Origin of the sequence: Nocardia sp. NPDC023852, assembly GCF_040639505.1 — a bacterium.
Classification (GTDB): domain Bacteria; phylum Actinomycetota; class Actinomycetes; order Mycobacteriales; family Mycobacteriaceae; genus Nocardia.
The window spans coordinates 38849-59857 of the sequence record NZ_JBFAAB010000001.1 but is presented as its reverse complement, the minus strand read 5'-3'; the positions used below and the strand labels follow the sequence as shown (position 1 = coordinate 59857).

Here is a 21009-nt window from a genome sequence, read left to right as displayed (position 1 = left end):
CGACAACTCACGTCCGAGCCACCGACGTATCCGCAAACGAGTCACCAGCCGCCGCACCACGACCTACCTCCACCAGCAAAACACCCGGTGCCCACCAACGGGGCCACATCGGCCCAACCCCCGCTTCCGAGCGGAGCGAGACCGAGCATTGTCGGTTCGCGACCCGGCTCGTGTCCGAGCGGCCGACCCTTCGCGACGCAGTCGCCGGCGGCGGTCGCGCGGCCAGAACACAGCCGCGAACACGCAGCGCCGCAGGCGCTGCCAATTCAACACAGCACCCTGTAGGTTGACCCCTCGTGGGTAAGAGCAAGCGCAACAGTCCTAAGCCCGGCGGAAACCGGGCACAGCGTCTCGCGGAGAGGCGGGCGGCACTGGAGCAGGCGGCGCAGGGCGTCACGCGTCCGTTCGAGGGCCTGGCCGCGGAGTGCGATCTCGTCGCGCTGCGTGAGTTCGTTCCGTCGGCGACCGCGCAGCTGACGCTGTCGCCCGAGGTCGCGGCCGAGCGCACGGTCGTGCTCGCCACCGTGCTGCCCGGCGCGGTGGCCGCGCTGGTGCGGGCCGACGACCAGCCGAGCGGCTACGTCGGCGCGCAGGTGCAGTTCCAGGGAGCCGATCCGGCTGCCGATCTCGCCGCGGCGATCCTGTGGACGCAGTCGGCCGAGCCCGGCGACTCGCTGACCTCCGTGGAGAGCGTGGCGGGCGGTCCCAGGTTGGCCGACGTGATCGACCCCGGGGTGGGGCTGGATCTCACGGTGCACCAGGACTTCGACTGGTGGGTGCCCGAGGGCGTCGATCCCGACCCGCAGGTCGCGGCGACCATCGAGCAGGCCAAGCAGGCGATCATGCCGTCGGCGCGGCTCGGGCTGGATGCGGACGCGATCGGCGCGGCCTGGTGGGTGGACGCGGGCGAGAAGGCCCACATCCGCTGGGTCCGGCCGGAGGACGAAGACAACCTGATGAAGGCCTTGGCGCGCCTGCACGCGTCGGGTGGTCTGCAGCTCGGTGACGGCTCGCGGTTCGCGGGTTCGTTCCGCACGCACGGGCTGTTGGTGCCGGTGTTCGACCTGGATCGTGAGCGGCACGCCGACGAGTGGGTGAAGCCGGCCATCGAGTTCGGCGCTCGGCTGGCCGAGGCGCTGGCCACGGATGCTCCGCTGACGGCGGACGAGCGGCGTTCGCGCGACGGTCTGCGGTCTCGTCAGATCACCCTGCGCTGAGCCGGGAAGTTGTCGCCCGGTTTCAGTCGGTTCTCGCTACTACCGAAAGTCGGTGGGAGGTAAGACCAATCTCACCGAACCGATTCGGAAAGTGAAGAAACTATGGACGCATTGCTCACACGGTTCGGTGCGATGAGTTCTCGGTAGGGCATACCTATAACGCGGCGACAGGCCCAGCTCTTCGCGAAGAGCTGGGCCTGGAGTCTTTTGGGAAACGCGGTCAGACGCTGCCGCCCGCTGTCGAAGGGGCACCGGAGGTATCACTGGGGCCGCTCATTTCCCTGGCGATGAATTCTTCGAGGTCGAACAGGTTCGACCCCGCGCGATCAGCGATCGTGAGCAGGGTTGTCATATTGGCGACCTCTTCGACCTGTTCCTTCAGGAACCACTGCATGAACTGTTCGCCGAGGTAGTCGCCCTCTTCCCGGGCCGTACTCGCCAGCTGGATGATCTGGTCGGTGACCGTCTTCTCCTGGGCGAGGGCCAGCGCGATCGGTTCGCGGGCAGTCTCGAAGCGCGATTTGGCGGCGTCGACGCCGGAAAGCTCGATACTGATATCCCGATCGAGGAAGTACTGCACGATCATCATCGCGTGGTTGCGTTCTTCGACCGCCTGCGCGTAGAAACGCTTGGCCAACTGGGGCAGATCCGCGTTATCGAACCACACCGCTATCGCAATGTATTGATGTTCGGCGTTGAATTCGTGCCGGATCTGGTCGTGCAGCAGGCCATGGAATTTGCTGCGGGGGGATTCCGGATGACTGGACATATCAGCGACATTAGCGCTGGTCACGCCACGTGTCATCCAAGTGCAACCTTATTGAGGCTAGTGTTGCCTAATTAATTCTTCGCTGCCCCTGCGATTTTCGGCGCCGTGCCGTCGAAGGGCTGCGGCGCTCGAAGCTCGCGGGCGATGAACTCCTCGACGTCGAACAACTGACCCGCGGCACGATCGATGACAGTCAGCAGCGTGGTCGTTCTGGCCACGCTCCGCACCTGTTCTTCGAGGAACCACTGGATGAATCGCTCGCCGAGATAGTCACCGGACAGGCGCGCCGCACGGGCCACGTCGCTGATCTGGGTACTGTGGGTCTGTTCGACCTCCAGAAGGAAAGCTATTGCGGCGCGCGGGTCTTCGAAGGTCGAGCGGACCTCGTCCAACCCGCCGATCTGCACATAGAGGTCACGGTCGAGCAGGTACTGCACCATCCGTAGGGCGTGCGCGTAGTGCTCCCGCGACCGGCCGTAGCCGTGTCCGGCCAACTGCGGCAACCGGTTCGAGTCGAAGTACACGGCGGCGGCGAGATACTGCTGGGCGGCGGTGAACCCGTGACGGATCTGTGCGCGCAGTACGTCGGGAAAGGACTCAGCGACATCGGTGTCCGTCATGTCCCCGACGCTACCTCGTCAGCAGATCCTCCGGGACGGCCTGGTCCTTGGCGAGTGCGTTGAAGAATCGACTCGCCTTGTCCTTGTCCCACAGCAGCACGTTGCCGCTATCGGTGTCGGCGAATCCGCCGACCGGCACCGCCGTCGCGACCGTTTCGCCCTTCAGCGCCCAGCCGAGCCTCGCCAGGTCCCAGATGTGGTCGCCGTTGTCGACCTTCAACGACTTTGCGGTATCGGTGGCCAGCGGCCAGAGCTTGAACGGGTTGGCCAGGGTGGCACCGCTGGTCGCCTTCTTCAGGAGGGCGGCCATGAAGATCCGCTGGTTGTTCATCCGGTCCAGGTCGGCGAGGGCGGTGGCGCGGCTGCGCACAAAGCCCAGCGCCTGGGGTCCGTTCAGCCGCTGGCAGCCCGCTTGCAGATCGATGCCCGCGAGCGGGTCGTCGATGGGCTTCGGTACGCACACGTCGATGCCACCGAGCGCGTCGACCACGCTGGCGAAACCGCCGAAGCCGATCTGCGCGTAATGGTCGACGCGCACGCCGGTGGCGATCTCCACGGTCTGCACGAGCAGCGCCGGTCCGCCGAGCGCGAACGCGGCGTTGAGTTTGTCCTTGCCCTGGCCGGGGATGCTCACGTAGGAGTCGCGCGGCAGGCTGACCAGGGTGGTCTTACCCGATTCGGAAACATGCACCAACATGATCGTGTCGGTGCGCTCCGGCCCGACTTCGCCGCCGGTGGCGAGCTCCTGCTCCTGCTCGGGGCTCAGGCCGCCGCGTCCGTCGGAGCCGACCAGCAGCCAGTTCGTGCCAGGTGTGTTGCCGACTCGGTCGGCGTAGTTCGCCAGGGCGGGGATCCGGTTCAGCGAGCGGTCCAGCTGGATGACGGCTCCTACCGCGGCGAGCACGAGCGCCAGCAGCAACGCCAGGAACCAGCGGAAGGGGTGGCGCTTGCGGCGTGGTCGCGGCGCTCTCGGCGGCCGCGCGCCGCGTGGTGGCGGAGGCGGTGGCGGCGGACCTTCGCGGTACGGCCGCGGCTGCTGTGTCGGTGCGTGCGGCGGTCCAGCGCCGTACCGGACCGGGCGCTGGGTGGGGGCGTGCGGTGGGCCTTCGTGGTGCGGGACCGGACGCTGGGTCGGTGCATGCGTGCGTGCCTGCGGGGGTTTGCGCGGCGGCGGTGGCATTCGCGGCGGGACCGGCTCCGGCGTGACCTGCGAATAGGCGAGCGGCGGCGGATACGGACCCGGGGCGCCGTCGCGGCGCAGCACCTGGGTGGGCTCGATGCGCGGTGGTTGCTGGTCCCCCGCGGCGGGCGCGCCGCGCCGTATCGGGGGATCGCCGGGACGACCGGGCGGCGGCACCCGGCGCATCCGCGCGTTGCGCTGGGGGTCGTCGCCGTTCATCACTGAGACTCTACTTATCGGGAGGGCCTCGGGTGCCGCGCGTGTCGGCCCCGAAGCGGAGGCTGTCTTCCGTAATTCGCGAGGGAAACCCAGCCGTTAGCGTGACAAAGGGAACAGTTGCGTCACGGAAGCCACGAAACATTGCCGCGCAGAACGGTATAGCCGAGATAGGCGATCGTGTCGATGGTCGCGTGCGCGAGCACCAGCGGCCACAGCCGGTTCGTGCGCTGCCAGTAACGCCCGAAGACAAATCCCATCGCCACGTTTCCGAGCCCGCCGGCCAGACCCTGGTACAGGTGGTAGCTGCCACGCAGCAGGGCTGAGGCCAGCAACGCGGAGTTCGCCGACCAGCCGAGCCTGCGCAGCCGGGTGATCAGAAACGCCACCACGACGACCTCCTCGGCGACCGCGTTTGCACAGGCCGACAGGATCAGCGCGGGCAAACGCCACCAGTAGTCGTCGAGCGAGGCGGGCACGATCGTCACGCTGAAGCCCAAGGCATGCGCGACGAGATACAGCGCGAGCCCTGGCAACCCGATGATCGCGGCGAGCACTATGCCGGGCAGCACGTCCGCGCGCCACCGGATCCGGTTCGCCAGGCCGATCATCCGCGGCCCCATGCCGCCGCGCCACAGCAGATACAGGCCGAGCGCCGCCCACCCCGCCAGGCGCAGCACGCTGAGCAGCTGGAAGAGCAGATCGATGGTGGACTGGGTGGATCGCGACGGATTCAGCGCGACGGTCCGTCCGCGGACACCGCCTGGCGCGAGCGCACTGTCCACCAGCGAGAGGGCGGCGTTCAGCCCGCTCAGGCCGAATGTGACCAGCAGCACTACGAGGATCTCGAGTTTGATCCCGAGCCGCTCCCGATCCGTCGGCTCGGTCTCGTCCCACTCGGCACCGGACTTCGCACGCATGGGTCGAATCTATTGCGCGCGGAGCGTGGGGTGCGCGGCGCGTCAGCGTCGGAATTACTCGGATCGGGATCGATGCGCCCGCGCACCCGGATCCCGAGGCGTCGACGAACCGCGGCAGGGGCTGGGAGGTTGGTTGCGGACGGCTCTGTGAAACGAGAGTCAGATGCGGCGCAGGCCGTTGAGGAACGGGCAACCGGCCAAGGTCCGCACGGCGCGACTGAGCGCCTCGATGTCGTCGGCCGGTGCGCTGAACGGCAGTCGGAAGTCGTGGTCGCCGTCCAATCCTTCGACGCGCAGGGTGAGGCCGTAGCGGTCGATGGCCAGCGGGTGCACGATGCCGTGCTGGAGGCTGGGCGGCAGGTGCCGGGCCAGTTGGGCGACGACGTCGGCGTGGTCGGTGTCCATGTGCTGCAGCCAGGCGGATTCCATGGCGGAGAACGGATCCGGTTGGGCAAGGCGTAGCTCGTCGCTGCTCACCGATTCCGCACCGGTCGAGTCGGCCACCACGGCGGAGCCGATCACCAGCCGCAGCAGGCTTGCGCCGTGGCCGATGTCGAGCAGGCCGGGATGCGGGTTCTCCTTGGCCACTTCGCCGGCCAAGGCGCGTTGCGCCTGCGCGGGCACCGCGCGTACCCAGCCGCGCAACCAGACCAATGCCCGCACCGGTTCGCGTAGCGGCAGCGGTGCGTGATCGGTCAGCTCTAGCACCGCGGGCGCTCCGCTGTCGCCCGAATTGCCCGCCAGGACCGCCGCGACCGAGGCGGTCGGCACCGCGATCACGGCGTCACCGCACTGGCGCACGTGGTGCACGGAGATCGGCGTCGTGTCGATGCCCGGCATGGCCAACACCGCATGCTCGGCATGCGCACATGCGCTGCGTACCCGCTCGGCGGTAGAAGGTGCGACAGTCGTCGGGGTGGGACGCGGCATACAAACCTCCGGTAGTCGGGCGGTACGATGATTAGGTTACCCTAAGCTAAGTCAGTGGAGTGGAATTTCGCAAGCGTTCCGATCGACCCGATCGGAGCGAACGAGCCGCCTCGAGACGGGTTGTTACGGTGAGGACGTGGCAGAGCGGACGGAAGCGGTGGGGGAACCGGTGCTGGTGAGGTTGTCGGCGCCCGCGCGACGCAGCCTGGTCGACGATTTGGTCTGCGGTGTCGGCGCAGGCGCGACCGCGCCAATCCTCGGACTGGATGCGCCGGACGCTGAGATCGCCGACTTTCTCGCGGGCGTGGCGCACGCCGACGGCGGCTTCGTGGCACGCACTTCGTCCGGCGAACGAGCGCTGGCAATTGTCGCCGCGACGGCCGCAGCGCTGTGCGGTGACGACATCCGCGGCGCACTGAGCAACCCCGATGTCGCATTCCTCACCGCGCTGAAACCGCCCGCCGTCGAGGCCATCCGATCGGTCCTGCTCGCCATCGAAACCGAGGCCGCCGACCAGGTCACCAGCGCGTTGAGCGTGCTGACCGGCAGCTGAGCGCACACTCACGGTCGCTGTACATCTGTCGCGTGTGGCATGCTCGGCGCAATCCGCGGAGGGTCGGGCGAACACGCAAGTACTGTCGTAACCGTGCCGCGAATCGCGTACTTCGGGCCGTCCGGAACCTTCACCGAGATGGCCCTCGCCGAACTCGAATCCTCGGGGGCCTTCGACGGGCCCGTCGAGCGGGTCGCCGCGCCCAGCCAGGGAGCCGCGCTGGACCTGATCCGCTCCGGCGACGTCGAGGGGGCGGTGGTGCCGATCGAGAGCTCGGTCGAGGGCTCGATCTCGGCAACGCTCGACTCTCTGGCGATAGGCTCGCGCCTGCAGATCATCGCCGAAACCGAGCTCGAGGTGAGCTTCACGATTCTCGGCAAGCCGGGGACGACCACACAGGACGTGCGTACGCTCGCTGCGTATCCCGTGGCCGCCGCCCAGGTGCGGTTGTGGGTTGCACGGCACCTGCCGCACGCCCGGTTGTACACGTCGGCGTCCAATGCCGCGGCCGCGGAAGACGTAGTGGCGGGCAATGCGGATGCCGCCGTCTCGACGGCGTTGGCGGGGAAACGACTAGGGTTGGTCGCGCTGGCCTCCGGTGTCGCCGACCACGAGCAGGCGATCACACGTTTCGTGCTGTGCACCCGACCCAGGGTGGCGCCGCCCCCCACCGGAACAGACCGCACCTCGATCGTGCTCGAGCTGCCGAACGAGCCCGGTTCGCTGATGCGCGCATTCGCCGAGTTCGCCACCCGCGGTATCGATCTGACCAGAATCGAGTCACGTCCGACCCGAACCGGCATGGGCACCTACCGTTTCTATCTCGACTGCGTCGGGCATATCGACGACACGGCGGTGGCCGAGGCGCTCAAGGCGTTGCACCGCACCGCACTGATCCGGTTCCTCGGGTCCTGGGCGGCGACCTCGACGACCGGCACGCCGCCGCCATCGGACGAAGCGGCGGCGGAGTGGTTGATTCAGCTGAGAAAGGGGGTGGCGGACCTATGAGCGGAAGGTTGATCCTGGTCCGGCACGGAGAGACCGAAGGGAATGTCGCCAAGCTGCTCGACACCAGGGTGCCAGGATTGCCGCTCACCGAACGTGGTGCCGCACAGGCGAAGACGTTCGGGGAGGGGCTGCTCGATCCGCCGAAAGTTCTGTTCAGCTCGGCGGCGCTGCGTGCACGGCAGACGGCGAACTACATCGAGGCGGCGACCGGTGTGCCCGCCACCGTGCTCGACGGTCTGCACGAGGTGCAGGCCGGTGACCTGGAAGGACAGCACAGCGAAGAGGCGCACCGTACCTTTCAGCGGATCTACGGTGCCTGGCACGACGGCGATCTCACCCAGAGGGTGCCAGGAGGGGAATCGGGCCAGGATGTCCTGGACCGCTTTCTGCCCGCGATCGTGCGATTACGGGAGACCTATCTGACGCCCGAATCGGGCGATGGCGATGTGCTGCTGGTCAGCCACGGCGCCGCTATGCGACTCGTCGGCCGCACACTCGCCGGTGTGCAACCACCGTTCACGACGAACAACCACCTGGACAACACCGAAACCATCGAGCTGGTCTCGATGCCCGACGGTGGGTGGGAGTGCATTCGCTGGGGCCGCTTCACGCCGCCGTTCGGTTACGACGTCGCGCCGACTTCCGACGATCCGATGGGTTAAGGCACGGCGCGGTCAGGAAAGCGTCGGGTTCTTCGGGAAGTCTTCGCGTTCCGGCAGCGAGTTGATCAGATCCTGCAGCGCCGTGCGCAGTCGTGCGGTGGTTCCGCTGCTGAGTGAGGTCCATTTGACGCCGTCGTCGGACCTGCTCGCGGTCGCGATGAATCGTCCTGCGCGCGTGTTGAATACGGCGATGTGGTTATCGGTTACATCCCGGGTGCCGTCGCCGTACACCACGCCGACTATCTCGGCATACGAGTGGATCTCGACCAGGGCGGCGGCCAAGGTCCTCGCATCATGCGCAGGGTTGCCGACCTTCGTCAGTCGTTCCGCGGTGGCCGCGGCGTCTCCGGTGTCTCCGAAGATCGTGGCGAGCTGATCGGTCGGAGCGTTCATGCCGTAGAGCTCGAGCGGTTCGGCGTAGCCGAGCGCCGCAAGCGCCGTGCCAGGCAGATCGATCCCTGCCTCGTCGATGACGTAGGAGTCCTGCCCGCGAAGAGCGACGACCGAGAGGTCGACGCTCTTCGCCAGACAGAAGCGGCTCACGTATCCATCGACAATCAACCGCAGCGCAATGACCCAGTGCGGCCGGTTCAGTGCGCGCAGCCGATCCTCCAGATCGAGGTGCACCACATCATCGATGAGCAGCTCCCGCCGGACGAGGGACTCGGCGGCCGCGTCCATCGCCGCCTTGTGATCGGTCACGTTGTCGTAGCGTCCCCTCGCGTTCAACACGACCGGGACCTCGATCTCCAGCTTCTCCAGGAGAAACTGCATCTCGTCGAGGGACAGGACGACCGCCTCGAGCGTCGATGGGCCATGGCCCGCACCGAGTACGGTCACTTAGCCGTCCCGCTGAAGTCACCGCCGCCGATGACCCCATCGGCGGCGAACCGACCGTCGTTGAAGTGCTCGGTCGACCGAAGGTAGTCCCGGTCGTTGTGCTCGGTCTCATCGTCCTCGGCGCTACGGGCCTGGTTCCCCAGCAGGGGGTTGCCGTTGCCCGTATTCGCCGCCCGGACCGGCGCCGCGTCGACCCGGTTGACCGCGACGGTCTCCTGCGCGGGGGAGCCGCCGCCGATCGTGCCGTTCGTGCCCCAGCCTTCCGGGAGTTTGAGGGAGCCGTTGTTCATGCCCGCCGGTGACCCGGTGCCGGAGAACGATACGGCGCGTGTCGCGGCGGCGCTACCGGCGGTAGCCACACCGGCGCCCATGGCCATCGGAGCGATGCCGGACATGGCGGGCGCGGTGTTGGTGGCCGCCGCTATCGCACTGCCCGCGACATTTCCGACGGTCGAAACACCGGTGGTGGCGATCGAACCGACAGCCTGGGCGGCCTGCGTGGCAGCGCTCGCCACGCCGGGGTTGCTCAGGAATGCCTGTGTGGCGGCGATGGCGGTTTGAATCGGATCAGTCGGGACCTCGAACGCCGCGTCTGCCGCCTGCCCAGGGTTGGCCGTTCCGGCGCCGCTGGCGATCGGCGGCGGCAGCAGGAACTCGGCGGGGGTGGCGAGCATGGCGCTTGTCGCGGCCTCGTAGGTCTCCATGACCAGCGCGGCACGGATGTCCATGAGGTGTCTGGTGACCTCCGCGGCCTCGAAGGCGCCGGTCAATACCCCCGGCGGGTTCGCGGAGGCGGCCAGGGCGGTGTTGACGGCCGCGATCTCCGGCGGGCTCGGCATCGCCAACGCGGCGACGGTATATGCGATGACATTCCCCGCTGCCTTCGCGCCCATCGCGGCAGCTTGGACGCCCTGCTGTTCGGACCAGCCGAGGAAACCCGTGAGCTTGCTCAGCACGGCGATACCGTTGACGCCCTGCATACCGACGCCGAGCTCGGCCATTACCCTGGCGACGGTCGTTGTCGCGTCGACCCAGGCGGCGGTGAGCCCGCCCCAGGCGGTGGCGGCCGCCGAAATCGGAATCGCGTGCGCGCCCGCGTGAAGGGTGGCCGAATTGATCTCCGACGGCCGGGCGGCCCAGATCACCCCGGTGACTCCTGCAACCATGTTGTCTTCTCCCCTGACTAGGTGTTGCTGACGGGTCTCGGTGTCGGAACTACACCTGGATGGCGTTGATGCCTGTGGCGCGCACCACATCACCGGCGAGGTGCTGGGCCAACTGCATGCGCAGCGTTGCCGCGGCGTGGTGGCATTCCAGAATGGCCTGCGCGACCGCACGGTCGTGGGACATCGCCCCTTGGTTGAAATGGCCGGCGCCGAGGAATGAGACTTCCTCCGCGCCAGAGGGAAGCACGTGTGTCGCGGGCGCGGTTATCGCTGCTGCTGCGGCCAGTCGTTCGGCAACGAGGTCGAGTTCGGCTGCGGCGGCGAGAATGGCTTCGGGCGCGATCAGTACGTGTCCAACCATGACTCGACTCCTTCTAGTGGTTATGGGGCGGAACCACGAGAATTCCCCCTACGAGTGATAGGACGCGACAGCAACGCGATCGGTTCCATCGAATCCCCTACTTTCCAGTCTCCCTGCTGATTACACACCCCTCGTTCCGGGTACGCCATCCAGCTCGGTCAAGGCTAGCCCCATCCCAGCTCATGCAGACGGTCTTCGTCAATCCCGAAATAGTGTGCGATTTCATGGATCACAGTGATCGCCACCTGTTGCACCACCTCCGACTCGTCGGCGCAGATGTCCAGAATGGCCGCGCGGTAGATCGTCACGGTGTCCGGAAGCGCTCCGCCGTAATGGCTGTCGCGTTCGGTGAGCGCGATGCCGTGATAGAGCCCGAGCAGGTGTGGATCCTCCGGATCGCGCGATTCGATCAGCACGACCACGTTGTCGATCGCGCGGGTCAGCTCAGGCGGGATGAGATCGAGCGCGTCACCGACCAGTTCCTCGAACCGGTCCGCGGACATCGAGACCGACATCGGCGCCGGTCTACCTCGGCTGGGACTGCGGCGGCAGCGGAGCTGCGCCGGGCAGCGGTGCGGGGGTCGAGCGCCCGTTGTTCGGCGGCGGCACCGGTGCCTGGCCATTGATCAGGATGTCTCCCTTGGCCGAACCGGTGATCGGCGCGAAGCCTTCCCGATCGGCACCCTTTCCGAGCATGCAATCCAGCTTGCGGCTGCCCGCCATCCAGCTGCGGGCGTCGATGTAGTCGAAGAACAGAGTCAGTGTCTTGTTGCGGATCACATCCGGGCCGCCGAGATAGTCGGTCGAGGTCCGCGCGCACTCCTCCTCGACGAACTTGTCCTGCTCCTCCTTCGGCGGTGGTCCGCCGTTGAAGCGCGTGCCCAGGTCGATGGTGGAGACGATCTCCACGGCGTGTGGCTGCGCGCAATCCACCGGATCGGTCGGCAGGTTCTGATTGATGCCGAGGCACATGCCCGGCTCGTACACCTTGGACTGGTCGTGCTCGGCGGCGCGGCCGACCGAGGGTGGCGTGCCCGCGCTGGCCGCTACCTGCAGTCCGCAGCGCAGCGTGCGGTCACCGTGCTGCCAGCCGTCCGGGCTGGGATACATCAGGCCCACGATGTACTTGCCGCGCGGATCGAAGTGCCCCGACATGTACTCCTGCACAGCCGGAACACAGTGCTCTTCCTTCAGTTCGGTGAGCCGCAGTGAGTCCGGGAACCGTGAGCCGGGGCCGAACTCCTTGCCCGGATACCTGCTCATGTCGATATCGGCCGCGACCTCGAACATGTGCTTGCTCGAGCAGTTCACCTTGGCCAGGTCGGATCGGTCGTTCCTGGTCCAGCTCAGGCAGTCACCCGTCGCGGCGGTGCCGAACTCCTTGTCCAGCACGGTCTGCGCGGGCGAGCCCGGGTTGTGCGCCTCCAGGCCCTTCCCGTTGTCGAAGCCGGTCACGAACAGTGTCACCAGGGCAGCCAACACTGCGCCGGCAGCCACCGCGAGCAGACCCCAGCGCAGGGTCGGCGCGGACAGATGCAGGTTGCCGTCGGACACCGCGGCCTTCGCGGAATCGAACAGTCGGCGAACCTCCTCGGCGCGCGTCGAAGGGCCGCGCCTGAGCTTCTGCGGGGGCACATGTGCGGGTGACATCGCGATCCATCATGGCAGTGTCTGGGCCTTGGTGCTACGACCTGGCCCGATCGACACGAGCCCGCGCGTCGGGTCAGCCGCGCAACGCCGACAGGAAGATCCCGGGCAGCCTGGCCGGGTTCGCGCTCGCGTAGAACTCGGTCAGCCTCCGTCCGGTCGTCGCGGCGGTGGCGTTGTCGACGAACCACGGCGGCTTCGGCGAGAGGCTGGGCTCGCCGCGCACCAGCGAGCGCGGCGCGGGCCGGAATGGACCGCGCACCACCGTGCGCTCCACGTCGTCCAGGAGAAAAGCGTTGTGCACCACGCCGATTCCGCTCTGCACGTCGTCCAGGGTGTGCCCGGGGAAGGCGCCCCATGCCGCGCGCGGCGCGAGGAAGGCAAGCCCGGTCCAGGTGTTCACCGCGATCGCACCGTAGCGCAGCCGCTCGATCGCGCGGTCGAAACCGATGCCGAGCCTGCGGATGGTCGCCGGATGGGCGATGACATTCGCGCCGAGCGTTCCGGTCAGCTCGGTGTTCGCGAAGTCCACCGCACGGTGCAGGAACTCACCGCCCGCGTAAGGCAGTTCGACCACGCCGAGCACGGGAGAGAAGTATTCGTTGCGCAGCAGCGGCGTGTCGGTGTGCGGTAGCTGCTCGACCAGGACCCGGCCCGCCCCGGGGCCGAAACGCTTGGCATCCGGATACGACGCCAGCGCGTCCGCGACACGCACATCGCTGCCCGGGTAGTACGCGGCGCGCTGTGGCGCCCGCTCGATCGCGGTGCGCAGCTCGGCGAGGAACCTGTCTTTGCGATCCCAGTCCGCGCTGAGCACGATCGCCTGCGCGGCGACGCAGTTGTAGCCGTTGTTGTGCAGCCGGTGGGTCGCTACATGCTGGGCTTGGTAGCGCAGGTCGGCGTCGGACCAGTCGCCGGGCACCACGATGGTCGGTGAGACGCCGCCCAGCTCGCTGGTGATCGGCTTGTCCAGCAGCGGCCGGTGCTCCTTCTTGCGCTCCAGCCCCTCCTGGCCCGGCCCCCACACGATCGCGTCGTGTGTGTGCGCGCTCCCGGTCATGTGCACGTGTGCGACGTCGTCGTGGTGTACCAGGTAGCTGCCCTCCGCCGCGCCTCCGGTGAGAATCCGCAGCACGCCCAGCTCGAGCAGCGGCGCGAACACCATTTCGAACACCGTGTACAGCGGATCGGTGATCGGGTTCAGCTTCAGCGCGACCACCCGGTTGTGCGCGTACAACTCGTAGAGCGCGTCGAGCGGCGGAATCGAGGTGATGTTGCCCGCGCCGAGGACGGCGCCGATACCGCCGGTAGCGGTGGGATCCAGCTGCGCGAGCCCGGCCCGTTTGCGCGCGGTCGCCGCGTCGACGCCGGGACGCAGCCATACTTCGCCGCGGAAGCCGTTGAGCATGAGCCGGTCGTAGACGCCCCGCGGCAGGATCGGCACCGCGACCCGTCCACCCGGCGCTTCCTGCAGTGTGATGCCGGTCAGCGGGCTGTTCCCGGTCTCCAGCACGGAGAGGGTCGCCGAGAGCGCGGCGGTGGCCTGCAACAGGGTGAGCGGGCCGGACATCCACTCCTCGCCGACCAGCGGCGAGTCCTCGTCCAGTCCCTTGATCGCGCATGCCGAACGTACCCAGTCCTCGGCGAAGCGGCCGGTTCGGACGTGGATCTCGTCGAGCAGTTCGCGGCGACGGCGCAGCGAGGTCGCGGCCCACGCCTTCTCGCCCGCGGAGAGGTCGGCCAACGCGTTGTCGATGGCTGTCTCGTCGAAAGGGGTACCCACAACCCAACTATGCGCGCGATCCTGGGCCGTTGGCTCACATCCTGGGATATCGGCGTGAAACGGCAACTCGGCGACCACTAGGCTGATGGCCCATGATCGACCTCCGATTCCTGCGGGACAACCCCGACGCGGTCCGCGCCTCGCAGCGCGCCCGCGGCGAAGACCCCGCCCTCGTCGGCGCCCTGCTCGAGGCCGACGCGGCGCGGCGCGCCGCGGTGGCCACCGCGGACAACCTGCGCGCCGAGCACAAGGCGATGGGCAAGCTGATCGGGAAGGCGAGTAAGGAAGAGCGCTCCGGGCTGCTCGCGCAGGCGCAGGAGATGTCGGTCAAGGTCAAGGAGGCCGAGGCCGCGCAGCACGCCGCCAACGCCGACCTGGACGCCGCGCACCGCGCCATCTCGAACGTGGTGCAGGAGGGCGCCCCCCCGGGCGGCGAGGACGACTACGTCGTGCTCGAAACGGTCGGTACGCCAAGGGAGTTCGACTTCGAGCCGAAGGACCATCTGGAGCTCGGCGAGTCGCTCGGCCTGATCGACATGGAGCGCGGCGCCAAGGTCTCCGGCGCGCGGTTCTACTTCCTCACCGGCTACGGCGCGCTGCTGCAACTGGGGCTGCTGCAGCTGGCCGCGCGGAAGGCCGTGACCAACGGCTTCACCATGATGATCCCGCCGGTGCTGGTTCGTCCGGAGATCATGGCGGGCACGGGGTTCCTCGGCAAGCATTCGGCCGAGGTATACCACCTGGAGGACGAGGACCTCTACCTCGTCGGTACCTCGGAGGTGCCGCTGGCCGGCTACCACGCCGACGAGATCCTCGATTTGAGCGGCGGCGCCAAGCGGTATGCGGGCTGGTCGTCATGCTTCCGGAGGGAGGCAGGCAGCTACGGCAAGGACACCCGCGGCATCATCCGCGTGCACCAGTTCGACAAGGTCGAGATGTTCGTCTTCACCACGCCGGAGCAGGCCGACGCCGAGCATCAGCGTCTGCTCGAGTGGGAGCGGGACATGCTCACGGCCGTCGAGGTGCCCTATCGGGTGATCGACGTCGCCGCCGGTGATCTGGGCAGCTCGGCCGCGCGCAAGTTCGACTGCGAGGCATGGGTGCCCACCCAGCAGACCTATCGGGAACTCACCTCGACCTCCAACTGCACCACCTTCCAGGCCCGCCGCCTCGCCGTCCGCTACCGCGACGAGAACGGAAAGCCGCAGATCGCAGCTACTTTGAACGGTACATTGGCGACCACTCGCTGGATCGTGGCGATTCTGGAGAATCATCAGCAAGCCGACGGCTCGGTGCGGGTTCCCGCGGCATTGGTTCCGTTCGTCGGCACCGATGTGTTGCGACCGCCGAACTAGGCGCGCGCAATGATCTTCCAGTGAATAGCCAACGGTTCGCCGCACCGTATTCCCGGGATGTGGCAACCGCCGAGATCCGTTGTGTCTAGGCTATTCCCTGTGCGAGGAATCGGGTCTCGCGGCGATACCCGAACCCGGGTACGGGCCGCGTCTGCGCTGGCGACAGCTATGGTCATGGCTCGGACCACCGGGGCGTTCTACGTCATGGGTGGGATCCTGGGTCTGCTGATCACCGGGATCGCCCCTGGCGACGAGGGTAATCGGGCGCTGGTAGGTGGGGCGGCAGCGGTAGCGCTGGTGCTCGGTCTCACGCTGCTCGCGTGGGGGCCGCGGCTGCCCCATACGATTCACCACGTCTACGTCGCCATCGCGACGGTGCTGGTGACGATCGCGGTGCATTCGTTCCCGAACACGGTGGGTGCGATCAGCCTCGCCGCGTTCTATGTGTTCATCGCGTGCGACGCTGCGCTGTTCTTCGCCTGGTCCCAGGCGGCTTCTCACATCGCTTTCGCGGTCGTCCTGTGCCTGTGGGTGCTGCCGGCGCGGCCGGTGATGCCCGCGCTTCCCTGGTGGTCGGGCCTGATACCAGCGGGGGTGACCGTCGGCGTCGGCGTGGTCGTCGGCGTGCTGACCAGGATGGCGTCGGAGGCCGACATCGACGTGCTCACCGGCCTGCTCAACCGCCGAGGCTTCGATCGGGCACTCAACACCGCGATCGAGCAGGCCACCCGGAACGGGCACGGCCTGGCGCTCGTGCTGGTCGACCTGGACCGGTTCCAGAAGATCAATGATCATCTCGGTCACCGCGCGGGCGACGCGGTCCTGCAGCGGGTCGGCGATACCTGGTCCAAACTGCTCGCCCCGGGCCAGCGCCTGGCCCGCTACGGTGGCGACGCGTTCGCGCTGCTGCTACCGAACACCACCGAGCAAGCCGCGATCCTGCTCACCGAACAGCTCCGCGCGGCGGTGACCACCGGCTGTTCGGCGGGCGTGACCTCCTGGCAGCCGGGGGAGTCCGGATCGCTGCTGGTCAGCCGGGCGGATGTGGGGCTGTACCGGGCCAAGCAGGCGGGTCGCAACCGGACGGTGCTGGAGTCTTCCCGGCAGCTGCCGCTGGCGGTGGAACTGCGCGAGGCGATCGACCGAGGCGCGCTCGACGTGCACTACCAACCGATCGTCAGCCTGACCGAGGGCGGCGGCAAGGCGGTCGGGGTCGAGGCGCTGCTGCGCTGGTCATCCAGTGCGCAGCCGGACGTCACCACCGAGGGTCTGATCCGGGTCGCCGAGGAATATGACCTTATCGCCGACCTGGACGAACTGGTGCTGCGCAGGGCATGCGCGGACGCGGCGCGGCTGCAGGAGACCTTCGCCCAGCTCGATCTGACCCTGAATGTGAACGTCAGCGGGCTCGAGTTGGCCGAGTCCGATTACGCCGACCGGGTGGCGAACATCCTCGCCGGCACCGGCTGGCCCGCCGATCAGCTGGTGCTCGAGGTAACCGAGAGCGAGCTGGCCGCCGAATCTCAAACCGCGATCGCCAATCTGCATACTTTGCGCGAGCGGGGCGTGCGCATCGCCATCGACGACTTCGGCACCGGATACTCCTCGCTGAGCAGGCTGGCAACCCTGCCCAGCGACATCCTCAAGGTCGACCAGTCCTTCGTCGCCGCGATCCGTTCGGACTCGCCCGCGCCGCCACTGCTCGGCGTGATCGCTGCCCTGTCCAGCGCGCTCGACCTGCAGGTGATCGCCGAGGGCGTGGAGACCGAATACCAGGCCGCGGTGCTCACCGAGCTGGGTTTCGCGCTCGCCCAGGGCTACCACTACAGCGACTCGCATCCGGTGTCCGAGCTGATCAGCGACCTCAACGAGCACCAGGGCCGGGTCGGCCCCGGCGTCGCGGACCGAGAACTCGGCGACGGCGACTCGGTTCGCGCCAACGGCTGGGTGCCGATGCCTTGATTCTGTTGGCGTTGCCTCGCTGATTCCCTCGAGGCCAGTGGCTCGCTTCCTTTGTCGCCGATACATGCTGCAACATGCGTTTGCTCCTCTACGGCTACGAGCGGCTACTCGTGTTTTGCCGCAGTCGTGTGCCAGGCGTAGCGGGGGATCCGCCCGGTAGCGTGCGGGGCATGACCGCGCAGGTGAGACTCGGGCTGCTCTTCGGGTTCGGTATCGGCGCCGGTGTCGCGGTGCAGGGACGGATCAACGGTGCGCTCGGTGCGCGGCTGCACGACGGGATTGCCGCAGCCACCCTCAGTTTCGGCATCGGGTTCTTGGTGCTCGCGGTGGCATTCGCGTTCAGTGGACGGCTGCGCGACGGCGCGCGGCAGGTGCGGCGGGCGTTGTCCGACGGCGCGCTGCGGCCGTGGCAGCTGCTCGGCGGTTTGTGTGGTGCGTTCTTCGTCGCGTGTCAGGGTCTGACTGTCGCGGCCATCGGCGTCACCGCGTTCACCGTGGCGACCGTCGCGGGGCAGTTGCTCAGCAGCCTGGTGGTCGACAGGCTCGGACTCGGCCCGAGCGGCCGCACGCCGGTTACGGCGGTGCGCCTGGTCGGTGCGTCGCTCGGCGTGCTCGCGGTGCTGGTGGCCGGGTTCGGCCACACCAGAGCCACCGGTGGTCTCTCTGTCCCCGATGCGCTGCGCGGCGCACCGACCGCGCTGCTGATCGTGCTGCCCGCGCTCGCGGGGATCGGTCTGGCCTGGCAGCAGGCAGTAAACGGCAAGGTGGGTGCGATCGGTGGGCCGTTCTCGGCGACTATCGTCAACTTCTGTGTCGGTCTGATCGCCCTGCTCATCCTCGAGGCCGCAGAGGTCTCGACCTCCAGCGGTCCGGCCGAATTCCCCACCCAGCCATGGCTTTACCTCGGTGGGTTCATCGGCGTCGCCTTCATCGCCCTTGCCGCGTCGACCGTTCGCTGGATCGGTGTCCTGCTCCTCGGCCTCACCTCCGTGGCGGGGCAGCTGATGGCCTCACTTGTCCTCGACGTCCTCACTCCGACCAGCGCGGGACTGTCGGTCACCGCGATCATCGGTTGCGCGCTGACCCTCGTCGCGGTGGGCATCGCCACTCGGTCGACATCCTGATCAGTGGTGCTGAGGTCGCCGTACCGGTGATCGTGCCGTTGCGGCGGGCGGGCGGCTGCGCGGTAGGGACGATGAGCAGGCGTTGTGCGGAGGAACTGGCGGACACGCCGTGTGCTCAGGCCAGTTTGCGCGACCGCAGTTCGTGCCCCTTGGACGTCTTACACCGTCCCGACTCCAGATCCCACTGCCAGCCGTGCAGGTTGCAGGTCAGGGTGTTCCCCTCCACCACACCGAATTTCGACAGGTCCGCCTTCAAATGCGGGCAGCGTCGCTGGATTTCCCAGCCGTCGAGTTCGGTGGAGGCGGAATCGTCGTGGGCTTCGGCGAACCAGCCGTCGGCGTAGGCGATCCGCTCGTCGGTGAGGCATTTGAAGAAGGTGTAGAGGAATTCGTTGTATCCGCCGATGCGCCAGGCCTGGAAGCGGGTGGACAGGAAGATGGTGTTCACCCAGTCCGGCTCGTTGTCGCGCAGCACCGTATGCACCAGTTCCGGTGCGATACGGAAGCCGTAGCGGTACTTGCCCTCGCCTTCGATCGGGCCGCGCACCACCCGCTTCGGGAAGTCGAGCACCACGGTTTCCTCGCCCATCACCAAGCCAACCGGGTAGCCGATGCCGTCGCAGATCAGATCGCTCTGCGCCATGATCGGTTCGAACAGCTTCTTCAGCGGTTCCAGCAGCGGGCCCTCCCCGGTGGCCCAGGTCGCCTTCTCGACCACCAGGTCCGACGCATGCCGCTGCGCCATCCGCTCGATGTATTCGGCTTTGTTGTCATAGATGTCGGCGGGATCGCTCGGGTGGGTCAGCGTCAGCTCGGCGCCGTGCACGTCGGCGACCGAACCGGGGATCATCAGGATGCCCCCGGAGTTGCCGTGGATGCGCATCTGCTCCAGGAAGACCACCTGATCGGGGAAGATGTTGCCCTCGTCGCCGCGGTCGTCGTTGAGGTAGCGCAATTCGTCGTCCAGGAACACCGGTGGGCCGGCCGAGGGCACCACCCAGGTGGCGCCGACCTGTTCGACGTAGCTGCGCGCCCGGTCCATGCCGCGCTGACGTTTCTGCTTGCCGAAGTTCGACTTGGTGCGGGCGGGGATGTCGTAGACCATCGGGTACCAGATGGCGCCCGAGTACTGCAGCAGGTGGATATCGATGTGACCGAACGCGTCGTGTAGTACGTCCATGTCGACGGGGCGGGCGTCGTTCATGTTGAAGCAGGTGGTCTCGCCGTCGGAGACGACAAGTCCGGAATCGCCGATCGGCCCGTCGGCCGGCGCGCGCAGCGCGATGATCATGACGTCCAGCTCGCCGCCCGGCCCGGCCACCGTGTGCTTGACCGAGTCCTCGGTCTCGACGAACTCGTGAAAGCCGAGCTTCTCCAGTTCCCGCCGCAGGTCCGGCACCGGGTAGTCCGGCAGCAACACGGTCGCGTCCTTGTTGACGTACTTCGCCAGGTGCCCCGCGTCGAAGTGGTCACGGTGCAGGTGCGAGACATACAGGAAGTCGCAATTGCCCAGCTCGTCCCAGTCCAGCTCGGTGTTGTCGGGGAACGGGAACCACGAACCGAAGTACGCGGGGTTGACCCAGGGATCGCAAAGGATCGACCCTGCTGCGGTGCGGATGTGGAATCCGGCGTGTCCGACGCTGGTGATCTGCACTAGCTGCTCCTCCTGACCGTTACCAGCCAACCAGGGTAGTGGTTACGGCGAAACGTCGCCGATGCAGTAGCCGTCCGGACCGGACAGCAGAGTGAAGGTGCGGGTCTGCGTCACGCCGGAGGAGTCGGTCACCGGAACCAGCACCGCGATGTAGTTCGTGCGCAACTGCTCCGAGCGAATCTCCTGGTCGGAGAACTTGGTGGTCCCGGTGAGCCTGCCCTGATTGTCGGCCAGCGGCGCGGAGACCGGGCGCCCGGTGCCCGTGGGATCCCAGGTGGCCGGGGCCGCAGCGCAGATCAGTGGGTAGGCGCCTTCCTTGTCGGCCGGGTCGAGCGGGGCGCCGGCGAACCTGGCCAGGTAGCGGCGCACGGTGTGCCTGGCATCGGCGTCGTTGTACTCGATGTCCGCGCCCGCGATGGCGACCCTGGGGCAGGCGTACCCGGTCTCGACAGCGGTGCGGTCCACCGCGACCGTGGTGGTCGGGCTCTTCCACACGGCCATGTCCTGGGTCGACGTGCCGGGCTGGGCAAGGGCGGTCAAGATGGCCTGCTGGTTCTCGTACATATCGGCCACGTTCCGCGGCGCGATGGTCCAGCATTTCGCTTGCGTTTCGGCAATGGTGTCGGATGTCAGGTCGGCTGCCCAACGCTGCACGGCGGCCGCGGCGGCGGGCAGTCCGGGGACCGCGCCGACGGGCGGAGCGTCGGCGGGAACCGGGGGCAGTGTCGAGGTGCTCGGTGGCGCGCCGATCGGAACGACGGCCGGCGGCGTCGTGCCGTGCGCGGTCACCCTCGGCGCGCTGTCGTCCGGAATTCCGACGGCCGAGTCGCAGCCGGTCAGCAGGACAGCGCCGGTCAGCGCCAAGCAGCCGAGCAGTACCCCGCGCGCAGGCGCCATCCGAGGTCGGGCTTGCGTGCACTGGATCGACGTCGCGGCCACCCCGTCCGAGCAGCGGGGTCGCGACGTTGCCGCCCGATCTCGATCCCGCGTTTTCCACTCGTGTGCAAGCGGTTTCGGTCGGGCACGTTCCACTGCGAAGATC

Annotated in this window: 20 protein-coding genes; 7 read left to right on the top strand and 13 right to left on the bottom strand. The window is 67.7% G+C overall.

Annotation, left to right across the window (positions count from 1 at the left end; genetic code table 11):
* The first annotated feature begins 296 nt into the window (after positions 1 to 296).
* Complete coding sequence (locus AB0H00_RS00260; RefSeq protein ID WP_357258435.1) at positions 297 to 1217, top strand: DUF5926 family protein; 921 nt, start codon at positions 297 to 299, stop codon at positions 1215 to 1217.
* A gap of 220 nt (positions 1218 to 1437) precedes the next feature.
* Here AB0H00_RS00260 and AB0H00_RS00255 read toward each other — a convergent pair whose 3' ends face one another.
* The 5 genes from AB0H00_RS00255 to AB0H00_RS00235 all read right to left on the bottom strand — a co-directional run bounded on the left by AB0H00_RS00255 (position 1438) and on the right by AB0H00_RS00235 (position 5852).
* Positions 1438 to 1986, bottom strand: coding sequence for a ferritin (locus AB0H00_RS00255; RefSeq protein ID WP_357258433.1), 549 nt, complete (start codon positions 1984 to 1986; stop codon positions 1438 to 1440).
* Between the two features lie 71 nt (positions 1987 to 2057).
* Positions 2058 to 2606: a ferritin-like domain-containing protein gene (locus AB0H00_RS00250; protein WP_357258430.1), complete on the bottom strand. Its 549-nt coding sequence runs from the start codon at positions 2604 to 2606 to the stop codon at positions 2058 to 2060.
* A gap of 10 nt (positions 2607 to 2616) precedes the next feature.
* Entirely contained in the window at positions 2617 to 4005 is a 1389-nt protein-coding gene (locus tag AB0H00_RS00245) for an LCP family protein (RefSeq protein ID WP_357258427.1), read from the bottom strand.
* Between the two features lie 122 nt (positions 4006 to 4127).
* A complete protein-coding gene (locus tag AB0H00_RS00240; protein WP_357258425.1) occupies positions 4128 to 4922 on the bottom strand; it encodes a CPBP family intramembrane glutamic endopeptidase in 795 nt (264 codons plus the stop codon).
* Positions 4923 to 5081: 159 nt separating this feature from the next.
* Positions 5082 to 5852: a DUF2470 domain-containing protein gene (locus AB0H00_RS00235; protein WP_357258423.1), complete on the bottom strand. Its 771-nt coding sequence runs from the start codon at positions 5850 to 5852 to the stop codon at positions 5082 to 5084.
* 136 nt (positions 5853 to 5988) lie between these two features.
* On the opposite strand from AB0H00_RS00235, the gene AB0H00_RS00230 reads away from it, so the two are divergent.
* The 3 genes from AB0H00_RS00230 to AB0H00_RS00220 all read left to right on the top strand — a co-directional run bounded on the left by AB0H00_RS00230 (position 5989) and on the right by AB0H00_RS00220 (position 8075).
* Entirely contained in the window at positions 5989 to 6405 is a 417-nt protein-coding gene (locus AB0H00_RS00230; RefSeq protein ID WP_357258420.1) for a hypothetical protein, read from the top strand.
* A gap of 93 nt (positions 6406 to 6498) precedes the next feature.
* Positions 6499 to 7413, top strand: coding sequence for a prephenate dehydratase (pheA, locus tag AB0H00_RS00225; RefSeq protein ID WP_357258417.1), 915 nt, complete (start codon positions 6499 to 6501; stop codon positions 7411 to 7413).
* Entirely contained in the window at positions 7410 to 8075 is a 666-nt protein-coding gene (locus AB0H00_RS00220) for a histidine phosphatase family protein (RefSeq protein ID WP_357258414.1), read from the top strand. The genes pheA and AB0H00_RS00220 overlap by 4 nt, the downstream gene beginning before the upstream one ends.
* Before the next feature lie 12 nt (positions 8076 to 8087).
* Here AB0H00_RS00220 and AB0H00_RS00215 read toward each other — a convergent pair whose 3' ends face one another.
* From AB0H00_RS00215 to AB0H00_RS00190, 6 genes are all read right to left on the bottom strand, one after another.
* A complete protein-coding gene (locus AB0H00_RS00215; RefSeq protein ID WP_357258411.1) occupies positions 8088 to 8915 on the bottom strand; it encodes an ESX secretion-associated protein EspG in 828 nt (275 codons plus the stop codon).
* Complete coding sequence (locus tag AB0H00_RS00210; protein WP_357258408.1) at positions 8912 to 10081, bottom strand: PPE family protein; 1170 nt, start codon at positions 10079 to 10081, stop codon at positions 8912 to 8914. Before AB0H00_RS00210 ends, AB0H00_RS00215 begins: the two co-directional genes overlap by 4 nt.
* 49 nt (positions 10082 to 10130) lie before the next feature.
* A complete protein-coding gene (locus AB0H00_RS00205; RefSeq protein WP_357258405.1) occupies positions 10131 to 10442 on the bottom strand; it encodes a PE domain-containing protein in 312 nt (103 codons plus the stop codon).
* Between the two features lie 164 nt (positions 10443 to 10606).
* Positions 10607 to 10957: a metallopeptidase family protein gene (locus AB0H00_RS00200; RefSeq protein ID WP_357258402.1), complete on the bottom strand. Its 351-nt coding sequence runs from the start codon at positions 10955 to 10957 to the stop codon at positions 10607 to 10609.
* Positions 10958 to 10967: 10 nt separating this feature from the next.
* A complete protein-coding gene (locus AB0H00_RS00195) occupies positions 10968 to 12092 on the bottom strand; it encodes a septum formation family protein (protein WP_357258399.1) in 1125 nt (374 codons plus the stop codon).
* Between the two features lie 73 nt (positions 12093 to 12165).
* Positions 12166 to 13872: an aldehyde dehydrogenase family protein gene (locus AB0H00_RS00190; RefSeq protein ID WP_357258397.1), complete on the bottom strand. Its 1707-nt coding sequence runs from the start codon at positions 13870 to 13872 to the stop codon at positions 12166 to 12168.
* A 92-nt stretch (positions 13873 to 13964) separates the two neighbouring features.
* Between AB0H00_RS00190 and serS the strand changes: the two genes are divergently transcribed.
* From serS to AB0H00_RS00175, 3 genes are all read left to right on the top strand, one after another.
* The gene (gene serS, locus AB0H00_RS00185; protein WP_357258394.1) at positions 13965 to 15227 is read left to right on the top strand and encodes a serine--tRNA ligase; all 1263 of its coding nucleotides are present in this window, start codon (positions 13965 to 13967) and stop codon (positions 15225 to 15227) included.
* A 174-nt stretch (positions 15228 to 15401) separates the two neighbouring features.
* Positions 15402 to 17189 carry a bifunctional diguanylate cyclase/phosphodiesterase gene (locus AB0H00_RS00180; RefSeq protein ID WP_357258391.1) on the top strand — a complete coding sequence of 596 codons (1788 nt, stop codon included), beginning with the start codon at positions 15402 to 15404 and terminating at the stop codon, positions 17187 to 17189.
* A 170-nt stretch (positions 17190 to 17359) separates the two neighbouring features.
* Positions 17360 to 18313, top strand: a complete 954-nt coding sequence (locus AB0H00_RS00175) for a DMT family transporter (RefSeq protein WP_357258388.1) — start codon at positions 17360 to 17362, stop codon at positions 18311 to 18313.
* A gap of 115 nt (positions 18314 to 18428) precedes the next feature.
* Here the strand turns inward: AB0H00_RS00175 and AB0H00_RS00170 are convergent, their stop codons facing one another.
* Together AB0H00_RS00170 and AB0H00_RS00165 are read right to left on the bottom strand one after the other, a co-directional pair.
* Entirely contained in the window at positions 18429 to 19967 is a 1539-nt protein-coding gene (locus tag AB0H00_RS00170; RefSeq protein ID WP_357258385.1) for an MBL fold metallo-hydrolase, read from the bottom strand.
* A gap of 42 nt (positions 19968 to 20009) precedes the next feature.
* On the bottom strand, positions 20010 to 20864 hold the full coding sequence (locus AB0H00_RS00165) for a hypothetical protein (RefSeq protein WP_357258382.1): 855 nt from the start codon (positions 20862 to 20864) through the stop codon (positions 20010 to 20012).
* Between the last annotated feature and the right edge of the window lie 145 nt (positions 20865 to 21009).